Annotated in this window: 19 protein-coding genes and 1 pseudogene; 7 read left to right on the forward strand and 13 right to left on the reverse strand. The window is 61.9% G+C overall.

Annotated features, from left to right (window positions below; genetic code table 11):
* Positions 1 to 13: 13 nt before the first annotated feature.
* The 7 genes and pseudogenes from C4J93_RS12900 to gloB form a co-directional block, all read right to left on the reverse strand.
* Positions 14 to 1,615: an ABC transporter ATP-binding protein gene (locus C4J93_RS12900; RefSeq protein WP_124429524.1), complete on the reverse strand. Its 1,602-nt coding sequence runs from the start codon at positions 1,613 to 1,615 to the stop codon at positions 14 to 16.
* Position 1,616: 1 nt separating this feature from the next.
* Positions 1,617 to 2,636 (reverse strand): ABC transporter permease, encoded by a 1,020-nt coding sequence (locus C4J93_RS12905; RefSeq protein WP_124429525.1) that lies wholly within the window; start codon positions 2,634 to 2,636, stop codon positions 1,617 to 1,619.
* A 1-nt stretch (position 2,637) separates the two neighbouring features.
* Positions 2,638 to 3,711 (reverse strand): microcin C ABC transporter permease YejB, encoded by a 1,074-nt coding sequence (locus tag C4J93_RS12910; RefSeq protein ID WP_124362722.1) that lies wholly within the window; start codon positions 3,709 to 3,711, stop codon positions 2,638 to 2,640.
* Positions 3,712 to 5,550, reverse strand: a complete 1,839-nt coding sequence (locus C4J93_RS12915) for an extracellular solute-binding protein (protein ID WP_124429526.1) — start codon at positions 5,548 to 5,550, stop codon at positions 3,712 to 3,714.
* Positions 5,547 to 7,376 (reverse strand): extracellular solute-binding protein, encoded by a 1,830-nt coding sequence (locus C4J93_RS12920; protein ID WP_124429527.1) that lies wholly within the window; start codon positions 7,374 to 7,376, stop codon positions 5,547 to 5,549. Before C4J93_RS12920 ends, C4J93_RS12915 begins: the two co-directional genes overlap by 4 nt.
* A gap of 212 nt (positions 7,377 to 7,588) precedes the next feature.
* Positions 7,589 to 8,988: pseudogene (locus C4J93_RS12925) on the reverse strand (transglycosylase SLT domain-containing protein).
* A 98-nt stretch (positions 8,989 to 9,086) separates the two neighbouring features.
* Entirely contained in the window at positions 9,087 to 9,854 is a 768-nt protein-coding gene (gene gloB / locus C4J93_RS12930; protein ID WP_124407110.1) for a hydroxyacylglutathione hydrolase, read from the reverse strand.
* Between the two features lie 65 nt (positions 9,855 to 9,919).
* Here gloB and C4J93_RS12935 point away from each other — a divergent pair, with 65 nt between their 5' ends.
* From C4J93_RS12935 to dnaQ, 3 genes are all read left to right on the forward strand, one after another.
* Positions 9,920 to 10,678, forward strand: coding sequence for a class I SAM-dependent methyltransferase (locus tag C4J93_RS12935; protein ID WP_124429528.1), 759 nt, complete (start codon positions 9,920 to 9,922; stop codon positions 10,676 to 10,678).
* A gap of 29 nt (positions 10,679 to 10,707) precedes the next feature.
* Entirely contained in the window at positions 10,708 to 11,160 is a 453-nt protein-coding gene (gene rnhA / locus C4J93_RS12940; RefSeq protein WP_057725161.1) for a ribonuclease HI, read from the forward strand.
* A 70-nt stretch (positions 11,161 to 11,230) separates the two neighbouring features.
* Entirely contained in the window at positions 11,231 to 11,971 is a 741-nt protein-coding gene (dnaQ, locus tag C4J93_RS12945; protein ID WP_164485286.1) for a DNA polymerase III subunit epsilon, read from the forward strand.
* 249 nt (positions 11,972 to 12,220) lie between these two features.
* On the opposite strand, the gene C4J93_RS12950 is transcribed toward dnaQ, so the two are convergent.
* Complete coding sequence (locus C4J93_RS12950) at positions 12,221 to 13,855, reverse strand: methyl-accepting chemotaxis protein (RefSeq protein WP_124429529.1); 1,635 nt, start codon at positions 13,853 to 13,855, stop codon at positions 12,221 to 12,223.
* A gap of 226 nt (positions 13,856 to 14,081) precedes the next feature.
* Here C4J93_RS12950 and C4J93_RS12955 point away from each other — a divergent pair, with 226 nt between their 5' ends.
* Entirely contained in the window at positions 14,082 to 14,912 is an 831-nt protein-coding gene (locus C4J93_RS12955; RefSeq protein WP_124429530.1) for an undecaprenyl-diphosphate phosphatase, read from the forward strand.
* Positions 14,909 to 15,292 (forward strand): DUF1294 domain-containing protein, encoded by a 384-nt coding sequence (locus C4J93_RS12960; protein WP_124429531.1) that lies wholly within the window; start codon positions 14,909 to 14,911, stop codon positions 15,290 to 15,292. Before C4J93_RS12955 ends, C4J93_RS12960 begins: the two co-directional genes overlap by 4 nt.
* On the opposite strand, the gene C4J93_RS12965 is transcribed toward C4J93_RS12960, so the two are convergent.
* Both C4J93_RS12965 and C4J93_RS12970 read right to left on the reverse strand, forming a co-directional pair.
* Positions 15,287 to 15,637 carry an MmcQ/YjbR family DNA-binding protein gene (locus C4J93_RS12965; RefSeq protein WP_124362732.1) on the reverse strand — a complete coding sequence of 117 codons (351 nt, stop codon included), beginning with the start codon at positions 15,635 to 15,637 and terminating at the stop codon, positions 15,287 to 15,289. The two genes, C4J93_RS12960 and C4J93_RS12965, sit on opposite strands and share 6 nt — an antisense overlap.
* Complete coding sequence (locus C4J93_RS12970; protein ID WP_124362733.1) at positions 15,634 to 16,542, reverse strand: LysR substrate-binding domain-containing protein; 909 nt, start codon at positions 16,540 to 16,542, stop codon at positions 15,634 to 15,636. The genes C4J93_RS12965 and C4J93_RS12970 overlap by 4 nt, the downstream gene beginning before the upstream one ends.
* A gap of 125 nt (positions 16,543 to 16,667) precedes the next feature.
* Here C4J93_RS12970 and C4J93_RS12975 point away from each other — a divergent pair, with 125 nt between their 5' ends.
* Both C4J93_RS12975 and C4J93_RS12980 read left to right on the forward strand, forming a co-directional pair.
* The gene (locus C4J93_RS12975) at positions 16,668 to 17,279 is read left to right on the forward strand and encodes an FMN-dependent NADH-azoreductase (RefSeq protein ID WP_124429532.1); all 612 of its coding nucleotides are present in this window, start codon (positions 16,668 to 16,670) and stop codon (positions 17,277 to 17,279) included.
* Between the two features lie 192 nt (positions 17,280 to 17,471).
* Entirely contained in the window at positions 17,472 to 18,509 is a 1,038-nt protein-coding gene (locus C4J93_RS12980; RefSeq protein WP_124366929.1) for a dienelactone hydrolase, read from the forward strand.
* On the opposite strand, the gene C4J93_RS12985 is transcribed toward C4J93_RS12980, so the two are convergent.
* The 3 genes from C4J93_RS12985 to C4J93_RS12995 all read right to left on the reverse strand — a co-directional run bounded on the left by C4J93_RS12985 (position 18,503) and on the right by C4J93_RS12995 (position 22,761).
* Complete coding sequence (locus C4J93_RS12985; protein WP_124429533.1) at positions 18,503 to 19,675, reverse strand: MFS transporter; 1,173 nt, start codon at positions 19,673 to 19,675, stop codon at positions 18,503 to 18,505. The two genes, C4J93_RS12980 and C4J93_RS12985, sit on opposite strands and share 7 nt — an antisense overlap.
* A gap of 118 nt (positions 19,676 to 19,793) precedes the next feature.
* On the reverse strand, positions 19,794 to 21,380 hold the full coding sequence (locus C4J93_RS12990; protein WP_124429534.1) for an ABC-F family ATPase: 1,587 nt from the start codon (positions 21,378 to 21,380) through the stop codon (positions 19,794 to 19,796).
* A 142-nt stretch (positions 21,381 to 21,522) separates the two neighbouring features.
* Positions 21,523 to 22,761 (reverse strand): MFS transporter, encoded by a 1,239-nt coding sequence (locus C4J93_RS12995; protein ID WP_124429535.1) that lies wholly within the window; start codon positions 22,759 to 22,761, stop codon positions 21,523 to 21,525.
* Between the last annotated feature and the right edge of the window lie 227 nt (positions 22,762 to 22,988).

Here is a 22,988-nt window from a genome sequence, read left to right on the forward strand (position 1 = left end):
GAGGGCTCCGACGTTAAGCGGGCACCAGAAAGGCTGCTTCCAGTAATTGCCGAGTATAGGGGTGTTGTGGGTTGGCGAAAATCGCCCCGGCATCGCCTTGCTCCACTACCTGACCCTGCTTGACCACCATCAACTGGTGACTCAGCGCCTTGACCACAGCCAAGTCATGGCTGATGAACAGGTAGGTCAGGTTGTACTTGGCCTGCAAACCGCGCAGCAGTTCCACCACCTGGCGTTGCACGGTACGGTCCAGCGCCGACGTCGGCTCATCCAGCAGGATCAGGCGCGGTTTGAGCACCAGGGCGCGGGCGATGGCGATGCGCTGACGCTGGCCGCCGGAAAATTCGTGGGGGTAGCGATGCCGCGACTCCGGGTCCAGGCCGACTTCCTTGAGGGCGGCAATAATCGCCGCCTCCTGCTCGGCGGGCGTGCCCATCTTGTGGATGCGCAAGCCCTCGCCGACGATCTCGCTGACGCACATGCGCGGGCTCAGGCTGCCGAAGGGGTCCTGGAACACCACCTGCATTTCGCGGCGCAACGGGCGTACCTGTTGCTGGGTGAGGCGGTCGAGTTGCTGGCCTTCGAAACGAATGCCGCCCTGGCTTGCGATCAAGCGCAGGATCGCCAGGCCCAGGGTGGACTTGCCCGAGCCGCTTTCGCCGACGATGCCCAGGGTTTGCCCCTGGGGCAGGCTGAAGTTGATGCCGTCCACGGCCTTGACGTAATCGACGGTGTTGCGCAAAAAGCCTTTCTTGATCGGGAACCAGACTTTCAGGTCGTCCACTTCCAACAGCGGTGGCCCGGCGTCGTTGGTGGCCGGCCCGCCGCTGGGTTCCGCCGCCAGCAATTCCTGGGTGTAAGGGTGTTGCGGCGCCTGGAACAGCGCCTCGCAATCGGCCTGTTCGACGATGCAGCCCTGTTGCATCACACACACACGGTGCGCGATCCGGCGTACCAGGTTCAGGTCGTGGCTGATCAGCAACAACGCCATGCCCAGGCGTGCCTGCAGTTCCTTGAGCAATTCCAGGATCTTCAATTGCACCGTCACATCGAGGGCCGTGGTCGGCTCATCGGCGATCAGCAGCTCCGGCTCGTTAGCCAGGGCCATGGCGATCATTACCCGCTGGCGCTGGCCGCCGGAGAGTTCGTGGGGCAATGCCTTGAGGCGCTTGTGCGGCTCAGGGATGCCCACCAGCTCCAGCAGTTCGAGGGTGCGCTGGGTGGCGACCTTGCCGGTGAGACCCTTGTGCAGGCCGAGCACTTCGTTGATCTGTTTTTCGATGCAGTGCAGCGGGTTCAGCGAGGTCATCGGCTCCTGGAAGATCATCGCGATGCGGTTACCGCGAATGTGCCGCAGGGTCTTTTCCTTGAGCGTCAGCAGGTCTTGCCCGGCGTAGGCGATGGTGCCGGACGGGTGCCGCGCCAACGGGTAGGGCAGCAGGCGCAGGATCGAATGGGCGGTCACCGATTTGCCGGAGCCGCTTTCGCCGACCAGGGCCAGGGTTTCGCCGCGCTTGATATCGAAGCTGACGTTATTGACCACGCGATGGTGATGCTCGCCGGTGACGAACTCGACACTGAGGTCGCGGACTTCGATCAGATTGTCCTGATTCATCTCATTTCCTCGGGTCGAAGGCATCGCGAGCGGACTCGCCGATAAACACCAGCAGGCTCAACATGATCGCCAGCACGGCGAACGCGCTCATGCCCAGCCACGGCGCCTGCAGGTTGGATTTGCCCTGGGCCACCAGTTCACCCAGTGACGGCGAGCCGGCCGGCAGGCCGAAGCCCAGGAAGTCCAGGGCGGTGAGGGTGCCGATGGCGCCGGTGAGAATGAACGGCATGAAGGTCATGGTCGAGACCATCGCATTGGGCAGGATATGGCGGAACATGATCGCGCCGTTCTGCATGCCCAGCGCACGGGCCGCGCGCACGTACTCCAGGTTACGCCCGCGCAGGAATTCGGCGCGCACCACGTCCACCAGGCTCATCCACGAGAACAGCAGCATGATGCCCAGCAGCCACCAGAAATTGGGCTGCACGAAGCTGGCGAGGATGATCAACAGGTACAGCACCGGCAACCCGGACCAGATCTCCAGGAAACGTTGCCCGGCCAGGTCCACCCAACCGCCATAGAAACCCTGCAGGGCGCCGGCGATCACGCCGATGATCGAGCTGAGCACGGTCAGCGTCAGCGCAAACAGCACCGACACGCGAAAACCGTAGATGACCCGCGCCAGTACATCGCGGCCCTGGTCATCGGTGCCCAGCAGGTTGACGCTGGACGGCGCCGCCGGGGCCGGCACTTTCAGGTCGTAGTTGATGCTCTGGTAGCTGAACGGAATCGGTGCCCATAAGGTCCAGGCGTCCTTGGCCTTGAGCAGTTCCTGGATATACGGGCTCTTGTAGTTGGCTTCCAGGGGAAACTCGCCGCCGAAGGTGGTCTCCGGGTAGCGCTTGAGCGCCGGGAAGTACCAGTCACCGTCGAAGTGCACGGCCAGCGGTTTGTCGTTGGCGATCAACTCGGCGCCCAGGCTCAGCCCGAACAGGATCAGGAACAGCCACAGCGACCACCAGCCACGCTTGTTCGCCTTGAACCGCTCGAACCGGCGGCGATTGAGGGGGGACAGGTTCATCTCAATGCTCCCGGCTGGCGAAGTCGATACGCGGATCGACCAGGGTGTAGGTGAGGTCACCGATCAATTTCACGATCAGCCCCAGCAAGGTGAAGATAAACAGCGTGCCGAACACCACCGGATAGTCGCGGTTGATCGCCGCTTCAAAGCTCATCAGGCCGAGACCGTCGAGGGAGAAGATCACTTCCACCAGCAAAGACCCGGTAAAGAAGATGCCGATGAAGGCCGAGGGAAAACCGGCGATCACCAGCAGCATCGCGTTGCGGAACACATGGCCGTAGAGCACGCGGTGGTTGGTCAGGCCCTTGGCCTTGGCGGTGACCACGTACTGTTTGTTGATCTCGTCGAGAAAGCTGTTCTTGGTCAGCAGGGTCATGGTGGCGAAGTTACCGATTACCAGGGCGGTCACGGGCAGGGCCAGGTGCCAGAAGTAATCGAGCACCTTGGCGCCCCAACTCAATTCGTCGAAGTTATTCGACGTCAGCCCGCGCAAGGGGAACCAGTCCAGGTAACTGCCGCCGGCAAACACCACGATCAACAGGATGGCGAACAGGAACGCCGGGATTGCATAGCCGACGATGATCGCCGAACTGGTCCACACATCGAAATGGCTGCCGTGGCGCGTGGCCTTGGCGATGCCCAGGGGGATCGACACCAGGTACATGATCAGGGTGCTCCATAGCCCGAGGGAAATGGACACGGGCATCTTTTCCTTGATCAGGTCGATGACCTTGGCGTCACGGAAGAAACTGTCGCCGAAATCCAGCCGGGCATAGTTCTTGACCATGATCCACAGGCGTTCCGGCGCCGACTTGTCGAAGCCGTACATTTTCTCGATTTCCTTGATCAGCGCCGGGTCCAGCCCTTGGGCGCCGCGATAGCTGGAACCGGCCACCGCGACTTCGGCGCCGCCACCGGCGATGCGGCTGGTGGCGCCGTCAAAGCCTTCGAGCTTGGCGATCATCTGTTCCACCGGCCCGCCGGGGGCGGCCTGGATGATCACGAAGTTGATCAGCAGAATGCCGAACAGCGTGGGGATGATCAGCAACAGGCGACGAACAATATAGGCCAGCATTCAATCGCCTCCGCTCGCCGCTTCGGCGCTTTGTGTGGTGTCCAGGGGGATCGCCGGTTTGACGTCGGGTTTGGCCCACCAGGTGGCGGTGCCGACGTCATAGCGCGGCGAGACTTGCGGATGGCCCAGGTGGTCCCAATACGCCACACGGAAGGTCTTGATGTGCCAGTTGGGGATTACGTAGTAACCAAACTGCAGCACGCGGTCCAGCGCCCTGGCGTGGGCGATCAGGCTTTTGCGCGAGTCGGCGTCGATCAACTGCTCGACCAACTGGTCGACGGCGGGGTCTTTCAGGCCCATGTAGTTGCGGCTGCCGGGTTTGTCGGCGCTGGACGACTTCCAGAACTCACGCTGCTCATTACCCGGCGAGGTGGATTGCGGAAAGCTGCCCACCAGCATGTCGAAATCCCGCGAGCGCAGGCGGTTGATGAACTGCGACACGTCAACCCGGCGAATCACCAGGTCGATGCCCAGGTCGGCCAGGTTGCGCTTGAACGGCAGCAGGATGCGCTCGAATTCGGTCTGGGCCAGCAGGAATTCAATGGTGACCGGTTTGCCGGTGGTGTCGACCATCTTGTCGTCGACGATCTTCCAGCCGGCCTCTTGCAGCAGCTGATACGCCTCGCGCTGCTGCGCACGGATCATGCCGCTACCGTCGGTTTTGGAAGGCTCGAAGGACTGGGTGAAGACTTCGGCAGGGATCTTGTCGCGCAGGGGCTCGAGAATCGCCAGTTCATCCGGGCCGGGCAAGCCGGTGGCGGCCATTTCCGAGTTTTCGAAGTAACTGCGCGTGCGGGTATAGGCGCCATTGAACAACTGTTTGTTGCTCCATTCGAAATCCAGCAACAGGCTGATGGCCTTGCGCACCCGGACATCCTGAAACATCGGTTTGCGCGTATTGAACACGAAACCCTGCATACCGGTGGGGTTACCGTTGGGGATTTCTTCCTTGATCAAGCGGCCCTGGGTTACCGCCGGAATGTTGTAGGCGTTGGCCCAGTTTTTCGCGCTGAACTCCAGCCAATAATCGAACTGCCCGGCCTTCAGGGCTTCCAGGGACACGGTGCTGTCACGGTAATAATCGGTAATGCGGTTATCGAAATTGTAGAAACCCTTGGCGACCGGCAGGTCCTTGGCCCAGTAGTCCTTGACCCGCTCGTAGCGAATCATGCGCCCGGCCTTGACCTCAGCCACCTTGTACGGGCCACTGCCCAGCGGAATTTCCAGGTTGCCCTTGGAAAAATCCCGGCTGGCCCACCAATGCTTGGGCAGTACCGGCAACTGCCCGAGGATCAGCGGCAGCTCACGGTTGTTGGTGCGCTTGAATTTGAACAGCACCCGCAACGGGTCCTCGGCGACCACTTCATCCACGTCGGCGTAGTAAGTGCGGTAGAGCGGGGTGCCATCCTTGATCAGTGTCTGGAAGGTGAACACCACGTCTTCGGCGCGGATCGGGTGGCCATCATGGAAGCGTGCCTCGGGGCGCAGATAGAAGCGCACCCAACTGTTGTCCGGCGCCTTTTCGATCTTGCCGGCCACCAGGCCGTATTCGGTGATGGGCTCGTCCAGGCTCTGCATCGCCAGCGTGTCGTAGATCAACGGCAGATTGTCTGCGGGCACGCCTTTGCTGATGTAGGGGTTGAGGCTGTCAAAGCCGCCCATGGCTGACTCGCGGAAGGTGCCGCCCTTGGGGGCGTCGGGGTTCACGTAGTCGAAATGCTTGAAATCGGCGGGGTACTTGGGCGGCTCGTTATACAACGTCAACGCATGTTGCGGGGCGGCCTGGGCCGCGCTGCACAGCAACAGGCTGGCGAATAGAGTACTGCGCAAAGACATCATTGGGCTTTCTCCGAAGCTTTCAGCCACCATGCGCTCAAGCCCAGGCTGTAGGGCGGCGTGGTGACAAAGGCGAACCGGTTGCGGTACGCCAGGCGATGATAGTTGAGGTACCAATTGGGAATGCTGTAGTGCTGCCATAGCAGCACCCGGTCCAGGGCGCGGCCGGCGGCCAGTTGTTCTTCGCGGGTCTGCGCCGCGAGCAGTTGTTCCAGCAGGTGGTCGACCACAGGGTTGGCGATGCCGGCGTAATTCTTGCTGCCCTTGATGGCAGCCTGGCTGGAATGGAAGTACTGCCACTGTTCCAGCCCTGGGCTGAGGGTCTGGTTGAGGGTGACCAGGATCATGTCGAAGTCGAACTGGTCGAGGCGCTGCTTGTACTGCGCGCGGTCAACGGTGCGCAGGTGCGCGTCGATGCCGATACTGATCAGGTTCTCGACATAGGGCTGCAGGATGCGCTCCAGGTTCGGGTTGACCAGCAGGATTTCCAGGCGCAGCGGTTGCCCGTCCTGGTTCAGCAGGCGTTGGCCGGACAGCTTCCAGCCGGCCTCGCCGAGCAGGCCCAGGGCGCGGCGCAGGGTGTCGCGGGGGATGCCGCGACCGTCGGTCTGCGGCAGGCTGAAGGCCTGGGTAAGCAGCTTGGCCGGCAGTTGGTCGCGGTAGGGCGAGAGCATCAGCCACTCGTGACCGACCGGGACGCCGGTGGCGGAAAATTCGCTGTTGGGGTAGTAACTCAAGGCGCGTTTGTAGGCATTGCTGAACAGGGTGCGGTTGGTCCATTCGAAGTCGAACATCAACCCCAGGGCTTCGCGCACCTGGGTCTGGCTGAAGGCCGGACGCCGGGTGTTGATGAACAGGCCCTGGCTTTGGGTGGGGATGCGGTGGGCGATCTGTGCCTTGATAACCTCGCCGCGGTTCACCGCCGGGAAGTGGTAGCCGGTGTCCCAGTTCTTGGCCTGGTGTTCGATATAAATGTCGAATTCGCCCGCCTTGAAGGCTTCAAAGGCGACGTCGCTGTCGCGATAGAACTCCACCTCGACCTTGTTATAGTTATACAAACCCTGGTTGACCGGCAGGTTCTTGCCCCAGTAATCCTTGACCCGTTCGAACACCAGCTGGCGGCCGGGGGTGACCTTGCTGATGCGGTACGGCCCGCTGCCCAGTGGCGGCTCGAAGGTGGTGGCCTTGAAGTCGCGGTTCTTCCAGTAATGCTGGGGCAGCACGGGCAACTCGCCCAGGCGCAGGATCAACAGCGGGTTGCCGGCGCGCTTGAACACAAAACGAATGCGATGGCGATTGAGGATGTCGACCCGCGCCACTTCCTGCAGGTTGGTGCGGTATTGCGGGTGGCCTTCGGTCAACAGGGTTCGGTAGGAAAACGCCACGTCATCGGCAGTAATCGGTGCCCCATCGTGAAAACGCGCCTCGTGGCGCAGATTGAACACGACCCAGCTGCGGTCCTCGCTGTATTCCACCGATTGGGCAATCAGGCCGTAGCTGGACGTCGGCTCGTCGCCGGAAGGGGCGTACTGGCCGGTGCCGACCATCAGCGGTTCGTTCAGCTCATTGACGCCATACTGCAGGAAATTGCCGGTGGAAACCGGGCTGGTGCCCTTGAAGGTATAAGGGTTGAGGGTGTCGAACGTGCCAAAGGCCATCACCCGCAGTGTCCCGCCTTTCGGCGCTGCAGGGTTTACCCAATCGTAATGGGTGAATTTGGCCGGGTACTTGAGTGTGCCGAACTGCGCGTAACCGTGGCTCTCGGTAATCGTCGCGTTCGCAGCAAAGCTCAAGGCCAGACTTATTAGTAGAAGGAGGGAACGCTTCAAGTCAGAGATCCGATCCGGGCGGCTTGGGCTTTATGATCGGTACAGTAACAGCTTGTTCCGGATGGAAAAAGGCTGCTGAGAGCACTGAAGATCCAATGTGGGAGGGGGCTTGTCCCCGATAGCTTTGTGCCAGTCAGTACATAGGCTAACTGACCCACCGCTATCGGGAGCAAGCCCCCTCCCACAATTAGCTCTTCAATGTTCTTGAGGTATCAGCGCGGTCCGGAAACCACCAGCATCTGCCCAGGCTTCAGCGCCTGGCCGGTGCGTGGGTTCCAACGCTTGAGATGTTGCATCTCGACGTTGAAGCGCTTGGCGACCATGTACAGCGAGTCGCCTTTCTTGACCTTGTACTGCACCGGTTTGGTCGCGGCGGCTTTACGCGTGTCCTGCATGACCAGGGTCTGGCCGACCTTGAGCGCCTGGCCGTTGAGCTTGTTCCAGCGCTGCAGGTCATGCACATCGACCTTGTTGGCCTTGGCGATCAGCGTGAGGTTGTCGCCAGTGCGCACCTTGTAGCTGCGGGTACGCCCGGCCACCGCCTTGGTCTCGACTTCGTCGAACACCGGCTTTTTCGGGCGCATGCTCAACAATTCTTCCGGCTTCATCGTCGACAGGGTGCTGGTGAGCAGTTGCGCCTTGGAGGTAGGCACCAGCAAATGCTGGGGGCCGTCCAGGGTGGTGCGTTGTTTCAGGGCCGGGTTGAGCTGGAACAGCTCGTCTTCATCGATTTCCGCCAGCGCGGCGACCCGGGACAGGTCCATGCTTTGCTTGACTTCAACCACTTCGAAATACGGTGTGTTGGCGATCGGGTTGAGGTTGACGCCATACGCCTCGGGGCCAGTACCACCTGGGACAACGCCAGGAATTTGGGCACGTAGTCCTTGGTTTCCTGGGGCAGCGGCAAGTTCCAGTAGTCCGTCGGCAGGCCGAGCTTCTCGTTGCGCTCGATGGCCCGGCTCACCGTGCCTTCACCGGCATTGTAAGCCGCCAGGGCCAGCAGCCAGTCGCCGTTGAACATGTCATGCAGGCGGGTCAGGTAGTCCAGGGCGGCGGTGGTGGAGGCGGTGATATCGCGGCGGCCATCGTAGGCGCGGGTCTGGCGCAGGTTGAAGTAGCGCCCGGTGGACGGAATGAACTGCCACAAGCCGACCGCATCGCTGCGCGAATAGGCCATTGGGTTGTAGGCACTTTCAATCACCGGCAGCAGCGCCAGCTCCAGGGGCATGTTGCGTTCTTCAAGGCGCTCGACGATGTAATGAATGTAGAGGCTGCCGCGTTCGCCGGCGTTCTCCAGGAAGGACGGGTTGCTGGCGAACCACAGGCGTTGTTGCTCGATGCGCGGGTTGACCCCTACGCCGTCCTGCAATTGGAAGCCCCGACGCATGCGTTCCCAGACATCCTGGGGCACTTCGGGGCTGGGCTTCTCTGAGAGCCAAATAGGTTTTTGCTTGATCTTGGCAGCAAGATTGGGTTTGGGTTGCACGGTGGATTGTGCAGCGTAATGAGTCGATTGGCAGCCCGCCAGAGTTGCGGAAACGGCCACCGCCACGGCTTGAGCCAGGCGGGTCAATGCGTCTGAAGAAATGGATTTACGAATAGATGACGACATTGGCTGGAAGTAAGTTCCGGGCAAAAATGTCGGGCGATTCTAGAAAGCGCTTCGGTTCCGGTCAACCATTCAGAAATTACGTATCAGTTTGCGTCTGCTTAGAACTTATCTTTCCAAGCCCTCAAGCTAGCAAACACCTCGGCCCCAGAGCGGTTGTCGCGTCCGTTCCGTTCGTCCGCTTTTTGTTTAACGGATGTTTCAGAGGTGCGTAGAAAAGGGTTAGTGCGTTTTTCCAGGGCCAGGTTGGACGGCAGCGTCATCTCGCCACGGGCGCGCAATTGAGCGACTTCTGCCACTCGTTCAGCGATGTCGGCATTATCCGGTTCCACGGCTTGGGCAAACTTGAGGTTACTTTGTGTGTATTCGTGGGTGCAGTACACCAGGGTGTCGGCAGGCAGGGCTGCCAGGCGTTCCAGGGACGCGTACATCTGTTGCGGCGTGCCTTCGAACAGGCGACCGCAACCGGCGGCAAACAGGGTGTCGCCACACAGCAGCACGCCTTGATGGTAGTAGGCGATGTGGCCGAGGGTGTGGCCGGGCACGGCGTACACGGCGAAGTCCCAGCCGAGCACGGTGATGCGGTCGTTGTCCTGCAAGTCGACGTCCCGAGCCGGGATGTTTTCGTTCGCAGGGCCGTAGACGTTGGCGCCGGTGAGCTTTTTGAGTTGCTCGACACCGCCGACATGATCATGGTGATGGTGAGTGACCAGGATGTCGCTGAGTACCCAGGCCGGGTTCTGCTCAAGCCAGGCGATTACCGGCGCGGCATCACCGGGGTCGACCACGGCGCAACGGTGGGTTTGCTCATCCTGTAACAACCAGATGTAGTTATCGGTGAAGGCGGGCAGGGCACTGATCTGTATCATTCTTCGATTCGCCAAGCTGAACACATTGGTGCATCTTAGAACGTCTAGGCGAGTTGGAGAATGCAATGACTGATAAAGCGTTCGCCCGGGCCGATCCTGAGTGGCTGGCCCTGATCGGTGCAGCCCGCGAATGGTTGTCCGGGCCGCTTGGGCAATTTCTGCTGGATGAAGAGCGGCGCATGCTCGATGACGAGCTGGGCCGGTTCTTTGGTGGCTATCTGGTGCATTACGGCCCGTCGGCCGAAACGCCGCCGTGCGCACCGCAGGTACAACGCAATGTACGCCTGGGGGCGCCGTTGCCGGGTGTGGAAATCGTCTGCGAGGAGCAGGCCTGGCCGCTGAGCGAACACGCCGCCGATGTGGTGGTGTTGCAGCACGGCCTGGATTTTTGCCTGTCTCCCCACGGCTTGTTGCGCGAAGCCGCCAGCAGTGTGCGTCCCGGTGGCCATTTGCTGATTGTCGGCATCAACCCCTGGAGCAGTTGGGGCCTGCGCCACGCGTTTGCCCAGGACGGCCTGCGCCAGGCGCGCTGCATCGCGCCTTCACGGGTGGGCGACTGGCTGAACCTGCTGGGCTTCGCGCTGGAGAAACGCCGCTTCGGGTGCTATCGTCCGCCGCTTGCGTCCGCCAAATGGCAGGGGCGCCTCGCCGGCTGGGAACGCCGCGCAGGTGCCTGGCAACTGTCGGGTGGGGGCTTCTATTTATTAGTGGCGCGCAAGATCGCGGTCGGGCTGCGGCCGGTGCAGCAAGTGCGCCGCGAACCGCTCGCCAAGCTGGTGCCGATGCCACTGGCCAAGGTCAACCGCGAACAGCGCGAACCGTAAAACCTCTTTTGATTCAGGCTCAATAACCGATGACCGATAGCGTAGAACTCTTCACCGATGGCGCCTGCAAGGGCAACCCCGGCCCCGGCGGCTGGGGCGCATTGCTGGTGTGCAAGGGCGTGGAGAAGGAGTTGTGGGGCGGCGAAGCCAACACCACCAACAACCGCATGGAGCTGATGGGCGCCATTCGCGGCCTGGAAGAGCTCAAGCGGCGCTGCAACGTCCTGCTGGTGACCGATTCGCAATATGTGATGAAGGGCATCAACGAGTGGATGGTCAACTGGAAGAAGCGCGGCTGGAAAACGGCGTCCAAGGAACCGGTCAAGAATGCCGACCTGTGGCAATTGCTCGATGAGCAATGCAACCGGCATGACATCACCTGGAAATGGGTGCGTGGGCATATCGGTCATCCCGGCAATGAACGGGCTGACCAGCTCGCCAACAGGGGCGTGGATGAAGTGCGCGGCTACAAGCAGAGCTGAAGCTGGCTGACGTGTTAACATCGCGCCCTTTGACTCACCCCACACCGTTGAGAGCTGAACCCTGATGGCCATCCGATCCGTTGTACTCGATACCGAAACCACCGGCATGCCGGTGACCGATGGTCACCGGATCATCGAAATCGGCTGTGTCGAACTGATGGGCCGCCGTCTGACCGGTCGTCACTTTCACGTCTACCTGCAACCGGACCGCGACAGTGACGAAGGCGCGATCGGCGTCCACGGCATCACCGACGAGTTCCTCAAGGGCAAGCCGCGCTTTGCCGAAGTGGCCGATGAGTTTTTCGAGTTCATCAACGGCGCCCAACTGATCATTCATAACGCGGCGTTCGACGTCGGCTTCATCAATAATGAATTTTCCCTGATGGGGCAGATGGATCGAGCGGATATTTCCCAGCACTGCTCGATCCTCGACACCTTGATGATGGCCCGCGAGCGTCACCCGGGCCAACGCAACAGCCTCGATGCCTTGTGCAAACGTTACGGCGTGGACAACTCCGGCCGTGAACTGCACGGCGCCTTGCTCGACTCCGAGATTCTGGCTGAGGTCTACCTGGCCATGACCGGTGGGCAGACCAGCCTGTCGCTGGCCGGTAATGCCTCCGATGGCAACGGTTCGGCAGAAGGCTCGGGCAATCGTCCCTCGGAGATCCGTCGTCTGCCGGCTGATCGCAGGCCTACGGCTATCATCCGTGCCAGCGAGCAGGATCTGGCCGAGCATGCCGCGCGATTGGACGCGATCGCCAAGGCAGCCGGTGCGCCGGCGTTGTGGACTCAATTGACCCAACAATGATCCTGGTTTGATGCAGTAAAAAAAATGTGGGAGAGGGCTTGCCCTAATGCCAGTCAGTTAAGGCGACACCGAACCTGTGGCGAGGGAGCTTGCTCCCGCTGGACTGCGCAGCAGTCCCATTGTTTGGGGCCGCTTCGCGCCCCAGCGGGAGCAAGCTCCCTCGCCACAAGTTAGTTCTCGCTCCTGCTACTTCTTAACTGACTGGCATTAGGGCTTGCCCCCTCCCACAGGGTGCTCATGACATGGGCGTCAGACTTTGAACTGGCGCAAGAGCCCGTCAAGCTGCTCACTCAAGCCGCGCAATTGCGCGCTCGCCACGCTCGACTGTTCAGCCGCCAGCGCGGTGCTGTGGGACAAGCCGGCCGCCTGGGTGACGTTCTGGTTGATGTCTTCCACCACATGAGCCTGTTGCAGGGTGGCACTGGCAATCGAGGCGTTCAGGCCGTTGAGATTATGCAGCGCCTGGCCGATGGCACTGAGGCTTGCACCGGCCAGGCCGGCTTGTTCGATGGTCAGTTGCGAGGCGCTGTGGCTGTCGCTGATGACCTTGACCGCCGCTTCCGAATGGCCCTGCAGCCGCTCGATCATCGCCTGGATCTCAGCCGTGGATTTCTGCGTGCGCTGGGCCAGCAAGCGTACCTCATCGGCCACTACGGCAAACCCACGACCCTGCTCGCCGGCGCGTGCGGCCTCGATGGCGGCGTTGAGGGCGAGCAAATTGGTTTGGTCGGCAATTGAACGAATCACTTCCAGCACGCCGCCGATCTGGGTGCTCTCGCTGGACAGGGTGCGGATAACCTCCACGGCCTGGCTGATGGTGCTGGAGAGCTGGTCGATCTGCTGCAAACTGCCGTCGATGTTGACCTGGCCTTGTTGCGCCTGGGCTTGGGCGTCGCGCATTTCGCTGGCGGCGTGCTCGGCGTTCTTGGCCACGTCCTGCACGCCGTAGGTGACTTCATTGATCGCGGTGGCCACCAGTTCCATCTGTTGCGACTGCTGCTGGCTGCGGTCGTGGGCCTGGCTGGCGTTGTGGCCCAACTCGGTGGACGACTCGCCCAGGGCGTTGGCGCACACCTGCAATTGGCCGACCACCTGGCGCAATTTGGCGGTGAAGGTATTGAAGTGCTGGGACAGCTGGGTGACCTCGTCGCGCCCGTGGGTATCGAGGCTGCGGGTCAGGTCGCTTTCACCGCTGGCGATGTTGCCCATGGCATTCACCGCCGCCTGCAACGGTTGCAGGATGCTGCGCGCGATCAACAGCACCAGCAGGGCCATGATCAGCGCGATGCCCAGGCCGATGGCAGAGGCTTTCCACACCTGGACGGTGAACTCGCCCTGCACGTCGTCCACGTAGACGCCCGAGCCGATAATCCAGCCCCAGGGTGCGAACAACTGGATGTAGGAGGTTTTCTGCACCGGCGCATCGGCCCCCGGTTTCGGCCAGCGGTAATTGACGATGCCGGCGCCCTTGGCCTTGGCCAGGCTCACGAACTCGTTGAACACCGCAAACCCGTCCGGATCGCGGATCGCCGAGAGGTTCTGGCCGTCCAGCTTGGGATTGGCCGCGTGCATGATCATCACGGGGGTGAGATCGTTGATCCAGAAGTAATCGTCGTGGTCGTAACGCAGGCCGCGCACTGCGCTCAGGGCTTGCTGCTGCGCGGCTTCGCGGGTGAGCACCCCGGTTTTTTCCAGGTTCTGGTAGTAGCCCAACACGCCGCTGGCGGTTTGCACCACGTGCTGGGTCTGTTGACGCTTGGCCTGGTAGAGGTCGTCATGGATCTGTTTGAGCATCAACGCGCCCAAGGTCAGCAGCATCAGCACGGCGACTACCAGGATCAGCCAGAGGCGTCGGCTGATCGACATATTGCGCAAACTGTTCATCGTCCTGTCACTCCGTGCCTTTTATAATTGTGGGTGTTGCATCGACTTTTTCGGCTTGTCTGATAGGCTTTCGGCCCGTAATCGAAAAACCTGAGTACTGCCTGATTTTTCACGGAATTTTTGCAGTCCGGCATTGAGAATCGATGCCGGGCGCTGCAGCGCGCTCGTTGTCAGTGAACTTAAAAAACATAAGAGGCATGCCAGGCGCGTGACCTTTGGAGAAAGCATGGATTTTTGGACTGCCATACAGGCATTGATTCTTGGCGTGGTCGAGGGGCTGACGGAGTTCCTGCCGATCTCCAGCACCGGCCACCAGATCATCGTCGCCGACCTGATCAACTTCGGCGGCGAGCGTTTCGAGGCATTCAATATCATTATCCAGTTAGGCGCGATCCTGGCCGTGGTCTGGGAGTTTCGCCGCAAGATCCTCGATGTGGTCATCGGCTTGCCCACTCAGCGCAACGCCCAGCGCTTCACCGTGAACCTGATCATCGCCGTGTTGCCGGCGGTGGTGCTGGGGGTGATTTTCGCTGACCTGATCAAGCATTACCTGTTCAACCCGATCACCGTGGCCACGGCCCTGGTGGTGGGCGGCGTGGTCATGTTGTGGGCTGAACGTCGCCAACATGCCGTTCATGCCGAAACCGTGGACGACATCACCTGGAAAGACGCGCTCAAGGTCGGCGTCGCCCAGTGCCTGGCCATGATCCCAGGCACTTCGCGCTCCGGTGCGACGATTATCGGCGGCCTGCTGCTCGGCCTGTCGCGCAAGACCGCCACCGAGTTTTCATTCTTCCTGGCCATGCCGACCATGGTCGGTGCAGCGCTGTACTCGGGCTACAAATACCGCGACCTGTTCCAACCGGCAGACTTGCCGGTGTTCGCCATCGGCTTTGTCACCTCGTTCATCTTCGCGATGATCGCGGTCAAGGGCCTGCTCAAGTTTATCGCCAACCACAGCTACGCGGCCTTTGCCTGGTACCGGATCGCGTTCGGCCTGGTGATCCTGGCGACCTGGCAATTCGGCTGGATCGACTGGACCGCCGTCAAGCCATGAACATTCAGCATCCGCGCCTGAAGGCGTTGGTCCTGCTAGTGCTGTGCGCCGCGCCGTTGCTGGGTGCGGCGCTGCTGTGGCAGCGCGGCGAGACGGTCATCCCACTGGCGGCCTACGGGGTGGTCAGCGTGGCGGCGTTCTTTCTGTACTGGAGTGACAAGCGCAAGGCCCAGACAGAGGGCCGGCGCATCCCGGAAAACATCCTGCACGCCGTCGAGCTGGCGGGCGGTTGGCCGGGGGCGTTGATCGCCCAGCAAGTGTTCCGGCACAAGACGCGCAAGGTGTCTTACCAGGTGCTGTTCTGGGTGATCGTGCTGCTGCACCAGGTGTTCTGGCTGGACCAGCTTTTTCTCGGCGGCACGCTGCTGTCGATCCTATAGCAACAACCCCACCTGCGTGCGCTTGGGCAACTTGCTCACCACCAATTGGTGGGAGCGCTGCAACAAACCACGCAGTTCCTCGGGCGCCAGCGGGTAGGGCGTGTTCATGATGATCCATTGCGCGCGTGCCAGGTACGGCGCCGGGTGGATGCCTGGGCGGTCGACGTGGCCGAGGAACAGTTCCTTGTCGACCTTGAACGCCAGCGAGTCGCCGCGCAGGTTCTGCAGCGCGAACATCTTGTTGCCGGCAATCGAGAACACCCGTACGCCGCCCCATTTGTAGTCCTCGCGTGCGCCCGGCAGGCTCAGGCAGAATTGCGCGACTTGCGCTTCGGTCATGCTCATAGCAGGCGATCTCCACAGCCTTTGAAACCTTCTTCCAGGTAGTCGATCCAGGCGCGAATGGCCGGCAGCACGCCGCGCCGGTGCGGGTACACGGCCTGCAGCCAGCCGCCGGGTAACGACCATTGCGGCAGCAGCTGCACCAGTCGGCCGCTGGCCAGTTCCTCTTCGCAATACATCATCGGCAGCACCGTGAAGCCCACGCCCATGAGGGCGCTGGTCTTGCGTACGATAAAGTCTTCGATGCCCAGGCGCGCCTCCATGACCAGCTCGTGAGCGTTGCCCTGCGGGTCGATGATGCGCTGGTGCACCATGCGGTCCGCCTCGAGTGCGCCCATTATCGGTAATTGCCTGAGGTCGTCCAGGCTGTCGACCTGCCGATCACGCAGCAGTGCCGGGCTGGCCACCAGCACTGTGTGTGCCTGGCGCAGGCGTTTGGTGACCAGCAACGGGTCTTCGTCGCCCAGTTCGCGCACGCGCAAGGCTACGTCGATCCCTTCGCCCACCAGGTCGACGCGGCGGTTGACCAGGGTCATGTCCAGTTGCACCAGCGGGTGGGCGGCGAGAAAGCCGGCCACCAGTTCCGGCAGGATCTGTTGGGCCAGGCCGACCGGGCAAGTCACCCGCAGACGCCCACGGGGCTCGGTGGACATGCTGGCCACGGCCTCATCGGCCATCTCCGCTTCCAGCAACATCGCCTGGCAGTGGCGCAGGTAGCGCTCGCCGACGGCGGTCAGGGTCAGTTGCCGGGTGGTGCGTTGCAGCAGGCGCGCGCCCAGGCGTTCCTCCAGCTCGGCAATGCGCCGCGACAGGCGCGACTTGGGAATCCCCAGCAGGCGGCCGGCGGCGGCGAAACCGCCGGCTTCGACGACTTTGGCGAAATAGTAGAGGTCGTTGAGGTCTTGCATGGTCAGCCTATTGTCCTGTCAGTGGGACAATCTATCGCATTCCAGATGGCTTATCGACTATTGGTTGGATGCGTAGCATCAACACCATCTGATCGCCCCTGTCGATCCCACCTCGGAGATCCATCATGAAACTGTTGCATATCGATTCCAGCATCCTCGGCGACAACTCCGCTTCCCGTCAGCTCAGCGCCGGCGTGGTCAAGGCATGGGAGGCCGCCGAGCCGGGCGTGGAAGTGACTTACCGTGACCTCGCCAGTGAAGGCATCAACCACTTCTCCGGCGCCACCCTGGGGGCGTTGGGCACCGCTGCCGAACTGCGCGATGCCGCGCAAAAGCATGAAGCCGAACTGAGCGCATCGTCGCTGGCTGAATTCCTCGCCGCCGATGCCGTGGTGCTAGGTGCACCGATGTACAACTTCACCATCCCGACCCAGCTCAAAGCCTGGATCGACCGCATCGCGGTTGCCGGCCAGACCTTCCGCTACACCGAGGCCGGCCCTGAAGGCCTGTGCGGCAACAAGAAAGTCATCATCGTTTCCACCGCCGGCGGCCTGCATGCCGGCCAGGCGTCCGGTGCCGCCCATGAAGGCTACTTGAAGTTGCTGTTCGGCTTTCTCGGCATCACTGATATCGAAATCGTACGTGCTGAAGGCCTGGCCTACGGCGACGAAGTGCGCAGCAAAGCCTTGAGCGACGCCAAAGTGCTGATCAGCGAGCACTTGTTCGCCGCTGCGTAAGGCTTTTGTAAATGTTCGTCGCGGCCGGTTTCAATCTGAAGCCGGGCGTCTAAACTCTGTATTCTGTTCGCCTGAGCGCGAGCGGAGTACGGAGTTTTTGCATTTATGGCCCAGGTTATGCACGCTTGGGTTGACTACCCTGGAATTTTCATACGGCATGCCGGTTCTCACGCAGCAAAGGTGGACATCCCCATGATGCGTCTCTGTGCTGTTTTGGTTCTTTCCCTGTGCGGCGGCCTGCTTTCAGTGCACGCCGCGCCTGCGCCGCACCCGCATTGGAGTGTGGGCTTTCATCGCATGAGCGTTCTGGACCCGCTGGATTCGCAGCCGATGAAGGCCATTGCGTTCTACCCCTCCACCGACACCGAGCACACCACGACGTTGGGCGCCTACCATGTGGCGGCCGGCGAAGACGCCAAGGTTGCCATCGGCCGTTTCCCGATGCTGATGCTGTCTCACGGCAATACCGGTACGCCGCTGGCTCTGCATGACCTGGCCACTTCGCTGGCGCGCAAGGGCTTTGTGGTGGTGGCGGTGCTGCACCCCGGCGACAACTACAAGGATCACAGCCGCCTGGGCACCGTGAGCAATCTGTATGGCCGGCCGATCCAGATTTCCCAGGCAATCACCGCGACGCTGGACGACCCGATGCTGTCGCCCTTCGTCGACATCGACCAGGTGGGCGTGATCGGCTATTCGGCCGGCGGTGAAACTGCGCTGATCCTGGCGGGGGCCAAGCCGGATTTCGAGCGTTTGCGCCGCTATTGCCAGCAGCGCCCGGAGGACCGTGACGCCTGCACCACCAAAGGCGAACTGGTGGTCGACCGTGACGACTTGCAGCCCCAGGCCGACCCGCGCATCCATGCGCTGATGCTGATGGCGCCGCTGAGCCTGATGTTTGGTCGCCACACCCTGGCTGACGTGCACGTACCGGTGCTGCTCTACAGCGGCGATGGCGACAAGTTGGTGGCCGTGGACAAGAACGCCGCCGCCCTGGCGCGCAAACTGCCGGAGCCGCCCGACTTCAAACTGTTGGCCGGGGCAGGGCACTTCGTGTTCATGGCGCCGTGCGACAGCGACCAATTGGCGACGATGCCGGCCATCTGCACCGATGCCGACGGCGTCGACCGTGAGGGCATCCACCGCGATCTGGTCTCCGAGGCCGGGCGCTTTTTCAGTCACACCCTCGGCGAGGCCACCCGTGCCGGGTTACAGACGGCCGATCAGTAAGCGCGACGCTTGAGCAGCACGGTCAGTGCCAGCGCCGTGACTGACAGCAGCGCTGCGCAGAAGAAGATCCAGCCATAGCCGAGGTTCAGCGCCACCGCGCCCATCAAGGGGCCGGCAATCGCCAGGGCCAGGTCGAAAAACACCGCATACGCACTCAGCCCGGCGCCACGGCTACTGTCTGGCACGCGCTTGATGGCCTCGACCCCGAGCGCCGGGTACACCAGTGACAAGCCAAAGCCGGTCAACCCCGCGCCAATCAACGCTACGCCGGTCGACGGCGCCAGCCACAACAGCGTAAGGCCCAGGGTCTCGATGAGCATGCAGGCGATGGCGGCGGTGAAACCGCCCACGCGGCTGATGGCGGAAATGAACACCAGGCGCGACAGGATAAAACACACGCCAAATACCGTCAGGCAGTACGCCGCGCCGGTCCAGCCGCGATTGAGGTAATACAGGGTGATAAAGGTGGTCAGCGTGCCGTAGCCAATCGAGGCCAGGCACAGGCTGGCGCCAAACGGTGCGATACGTCCGAACACCGCCCAGAACGGCAGGCGCTCGCCACGCACCACTGGCACCGAGGGTTTGTTGCGGATCAGCACCAGGCCCAGCGCGGCCAGCCCCGTCAGCGCCACGCCCAGGCTGGCGAAGCCATAGTCGGCCACCATCACCACCCCCAGCGGCGCGCCAATGGCGATGGCGCCGTAGGAAGCGATACCGTTCCAGGAAATCGACCGGGCCGTGTGTTCGGTGCCGACCGCGCCCATGCACCAACTGATGGTGCCCACGCCAATCAAGCCCTGGGCCACGCCCAGCAACAGCCGGCCGGCGATCAGGATGGTCAGGCTCAACGCCGGCAGGTCCTCCAGCAGCACCGCGATAAACGTCAGCACGCCACTGATCAGGATGCCAGCCAGGCCCAGCACAATGGCGCGCTTGGTGCCGACGTTGTCCGACATGCGCCCGGCCATCGGCCGGCTGAGCAAGGTGGCCAGGTATTGCGAACCGATGGTGACCCCGGCCACGACGGCGCTGTAGCCCAAATGCTCGTGCACATAGCCTGGAATTACCGCAATCGGCAGGCCGATGCAGATAAAGGCAATGAAAGTGTAGAAGACGATGGAGACGATCTGCAGGGTGATCGACAGGGAGGAGGGGGCGGCAGGCATGTGAACTCGTTCGCTGGCGGGCGGTGCGGTCATGATGCCACTGCGCTGTTCAATGTGGGAGGGGGGGTTGCCCCCTCCCACATTGGAACCTGTTTGGCCCGGCAGCTATGCGCTGTTCTTAGAACATCACACCCTGGCTACGCAGGTAGTCGTCATAGGTGCCGCTGAAGTCGATCACGCCGTCTGCGCTCAACTCGATGATGCGGGTAGCCAGGGACGATACGAACTCGCGGTCGTGGCTGACGAAGATCAGCGTGCCCGGGTAGTTCTCCAGCGCCAGGTTCAGCGCTTCGATGGATTCCATGTCCAAGTGGTTGGTCGGTTCGTCCATGATCAGCACGTTCGGCTTTTGCAGGATCAGCTTGCCGAACAGCATGCGGCCTTGTTCACCACCGGAGATCACTTTTACCGACTTCTGGATTTCGTCGTTGGAGAACAGCATGCGGCCCAGGGTGCCACGGATCATCTGCTCGCCCTGGGTCCATTGGCCCATCCAGTCGAACAGGGTGAGGTCGTCTTCGAAGTCATGGGCATGGTCCTGGGCGTAGTAGCCCAGTTCCGCGGCGTCGGTCCACTTGATGCTGCCGGCGTCCGGGGTCAGTTCGTTGACCAGGGTGCGCAGCAGGGTGGTCTTGCCGATGCCGTTCGGGCCGATGATCGCCACGCGCTCGCCGGCTTCAACCTGGAAGCTGAAGTCTTTGAACAACGGCTTGCCGTCAAAACCTTTGGCCATCTTCTCGACCATGACCGCCTGGCGGTGCAGCTTTTTGTTCTGTTCGAAACGGATGAACGGGCTCACACGGCTCGAAGGCTTGACCTCGGCCAGTTGGATCTTGTCGATCGCCTTGGCGCGGGAAGTGGCCTGCTTGGCTTTCGAGGCGTTGGCCGAGAAGCGGCTGACGAAGGACTGCAGTTCGGAAATCTGCGCCTTCTTCTTGGCGTTGTCCGACAGCAGTTGCTCGCGGGACTGGGTCGCCACGGTCATGTACTCGTCGTAGTTGCCCGGGAACAGGCGCAGCTCGCCGTAGTCCAGGTCAGCCATGTGGGTGCACACGCTGTTCAGGAAGTGACGGTCGTGAGAGATGATGATCATCAGGCTGGAGCGCTGGGTCAGGATGTTTTCCAGCCAGCGAATAGTGTTGATGTCCAAGTGGTTGGTCGGTTCGTCGAGCAACAGCACTTCCGGGTCGGAGAACAGCGCCTGGGCGAGCAATACGCGCAGCTTCCAGCCGGGCGACACTTCGCTCATCGGGCCGAAATGCTGTTCCAGGGGAATACCCAGGCCCAGCAACAGCTCACCGGCGCGGGATTCGGCGGTGTAGCCGTCCATCTCGGCGAACTCGGTTTCCAGCTCGGCCACGGCCATGCCATCTTCTTCGCTCATTTCCGGCAGCGAGTAGATGCGGTCGCGTTCAGCCTTGACCTTCCACAGCTCTTCGTGGCCCATGATCACGGTGTCGAGCACGGTGAATTCTTCGTAGGCGAACTGGTCCTGGCGCAGCTTGCCCAGGCGCACGTTTGGCTCGAGCATGACCTGGCCGCCGGACGGTTCAAGGTCGCCGCCGAGGATTTTCATGAAGGTCGACTTGCCGCAACCGTTGGCACCGATCAAACCATAGCGGTTGCCGGCGCCGAACTTGACCGAGACGTTCTCGAAGAGCGGCTTGGCGCCGAACTGCATGGTGATGTTAGCTGTGGAGATCAATTACTTTACCTATCAATGGGTTGCGAGCGTGACGGCAGGAGCCTTCAGGCATGCGTCAACAGCGACATCGAGGCGCGAAACCCGGTCGCTGAGCGCAAAATCTGGGATGTGTGTTGGAATTTGGCGCGCATTGTCGCATATGTCAGGCGACAGGTGTATGGCGAGCGAAGGATGGTTTTGCCAGTGTCTCGGGCATGGCCAGCCCTACCAGCAGCAAAGCGACGGCCGCCACCCCGGCCAGGGTCAGGAAGGCGGCGTTGTAGCCGGCCATTTGCACCACGAAGCCTGCCAGGCTGCTGCTCAGCGCCGCGCCCAGGCCAAATACCGTGGACAGCGCGCCGAGGCTGACATTGAAGCGGCCGGTGCCTTGGGTCAGGTCCTTGACGATCACGGGGAACAGCGCGCCGAAAATGCCGGCGCCGATGCCGTCGAGCATCTGCACGGCAACCAGCCAGTAGGGGTCGCTGGAGAGGGTATAAAGCACGCCGCGCAACGGCAGAATCATGAAGCCGGCCAGCAGCAGCGGCTTGCGCCCCCAGAGGTCGGCCTTGGCCCCCACCAGCATAGCCGTCGGCACCATCACCAATTGCGCGGCGACGATGCAGGCCGAGGTCAATGGCGTGGCCATCTGCAGGTTGATCTGCGACAGCTTCTGGCTGACCAGCGGCAGCATCGCGGCATTGGCCAGGTGAAACAGCGCACAGCAGATGGCGAACAGCAACAAAGGGCGGTTGGCGAGCAAGACGTTCAGGCCCGAGGGCTGCTCATGGTCAGTATGATGCGCGGGGTCGAAGCCCCGAGCCACCTCATGGTCGATCGCCTTGCCCGGCACGCAACCGACCGCGATGACACTGGCGACGGCCATAAACGCCATCAGGTAAAACACCACCACCGGCCCGAACAGATAGGCCAAACCCCCGGCCAGCAGTGCTGCCACGGCATTACCGGCGTGATTGAAGGTTTCGTTGCGTCCGGTACGCCGAGTAAACGCACGCGGCCCGGTGATGCCAAGGGAAATCGCGGAAATCGCCGGGGCGAACACCGATGCGGCGATGGCGCTGGCGGCCTGGGTCAGTGCCACCCAGCCAAACGAACTGACGAAGGGCAGCATCAGGCAACTGAGCGTTACAAGCAGCGCGGCAAGTGCAATCACCGCGCGTTTGCTGCGGGTACGGTCGATCAATGCGCCTGCCGGGCCCTGGGTGACCAACGCGGCAATGCCCGCCAGGGTCATGACCACGCCAATGCTGGCCGGGTCCCATTGATGGACCGCCAGCAGATAAATCGCCAGGTACGGGCCCAGGCCGTCGCGCACATCCGCGAGGAAGAAATTCAGGCTGTCCAGGGACAAGGCAGTGCGCAGGTCTGAGTGATGGGCCACGATGCAACCTTCCAGAGCGCAGTCCAGGGGCCGGACACGCGTTGGGCTAGTGACCTGCGCGCCTGGCGATAAGTTTCGCGCTGGCTCGGGGCGTTTTTTCTGCGCGCAAAAAAAGCCCGCACATAACGGCGGGCCAAGGGGATCACTGGAGTAGGTAGGCTTCACCCTATAAGCCAGAACGTGAAGGCCTTGTGAAAATGCCGTGATCAAAGCGGATAAGAGCGCCG

The organism is Pseudomonas sp. R2-37-08W, assembly GCF_003851705.1.
In the GTDB taxonomy this organism is placed as follows: domain Bacteria; phylum Pseudomonadota; class Gammaproteobacteria; order Pseudomonadales; family Pseudomonadaceae; genus Aquipseudomonas.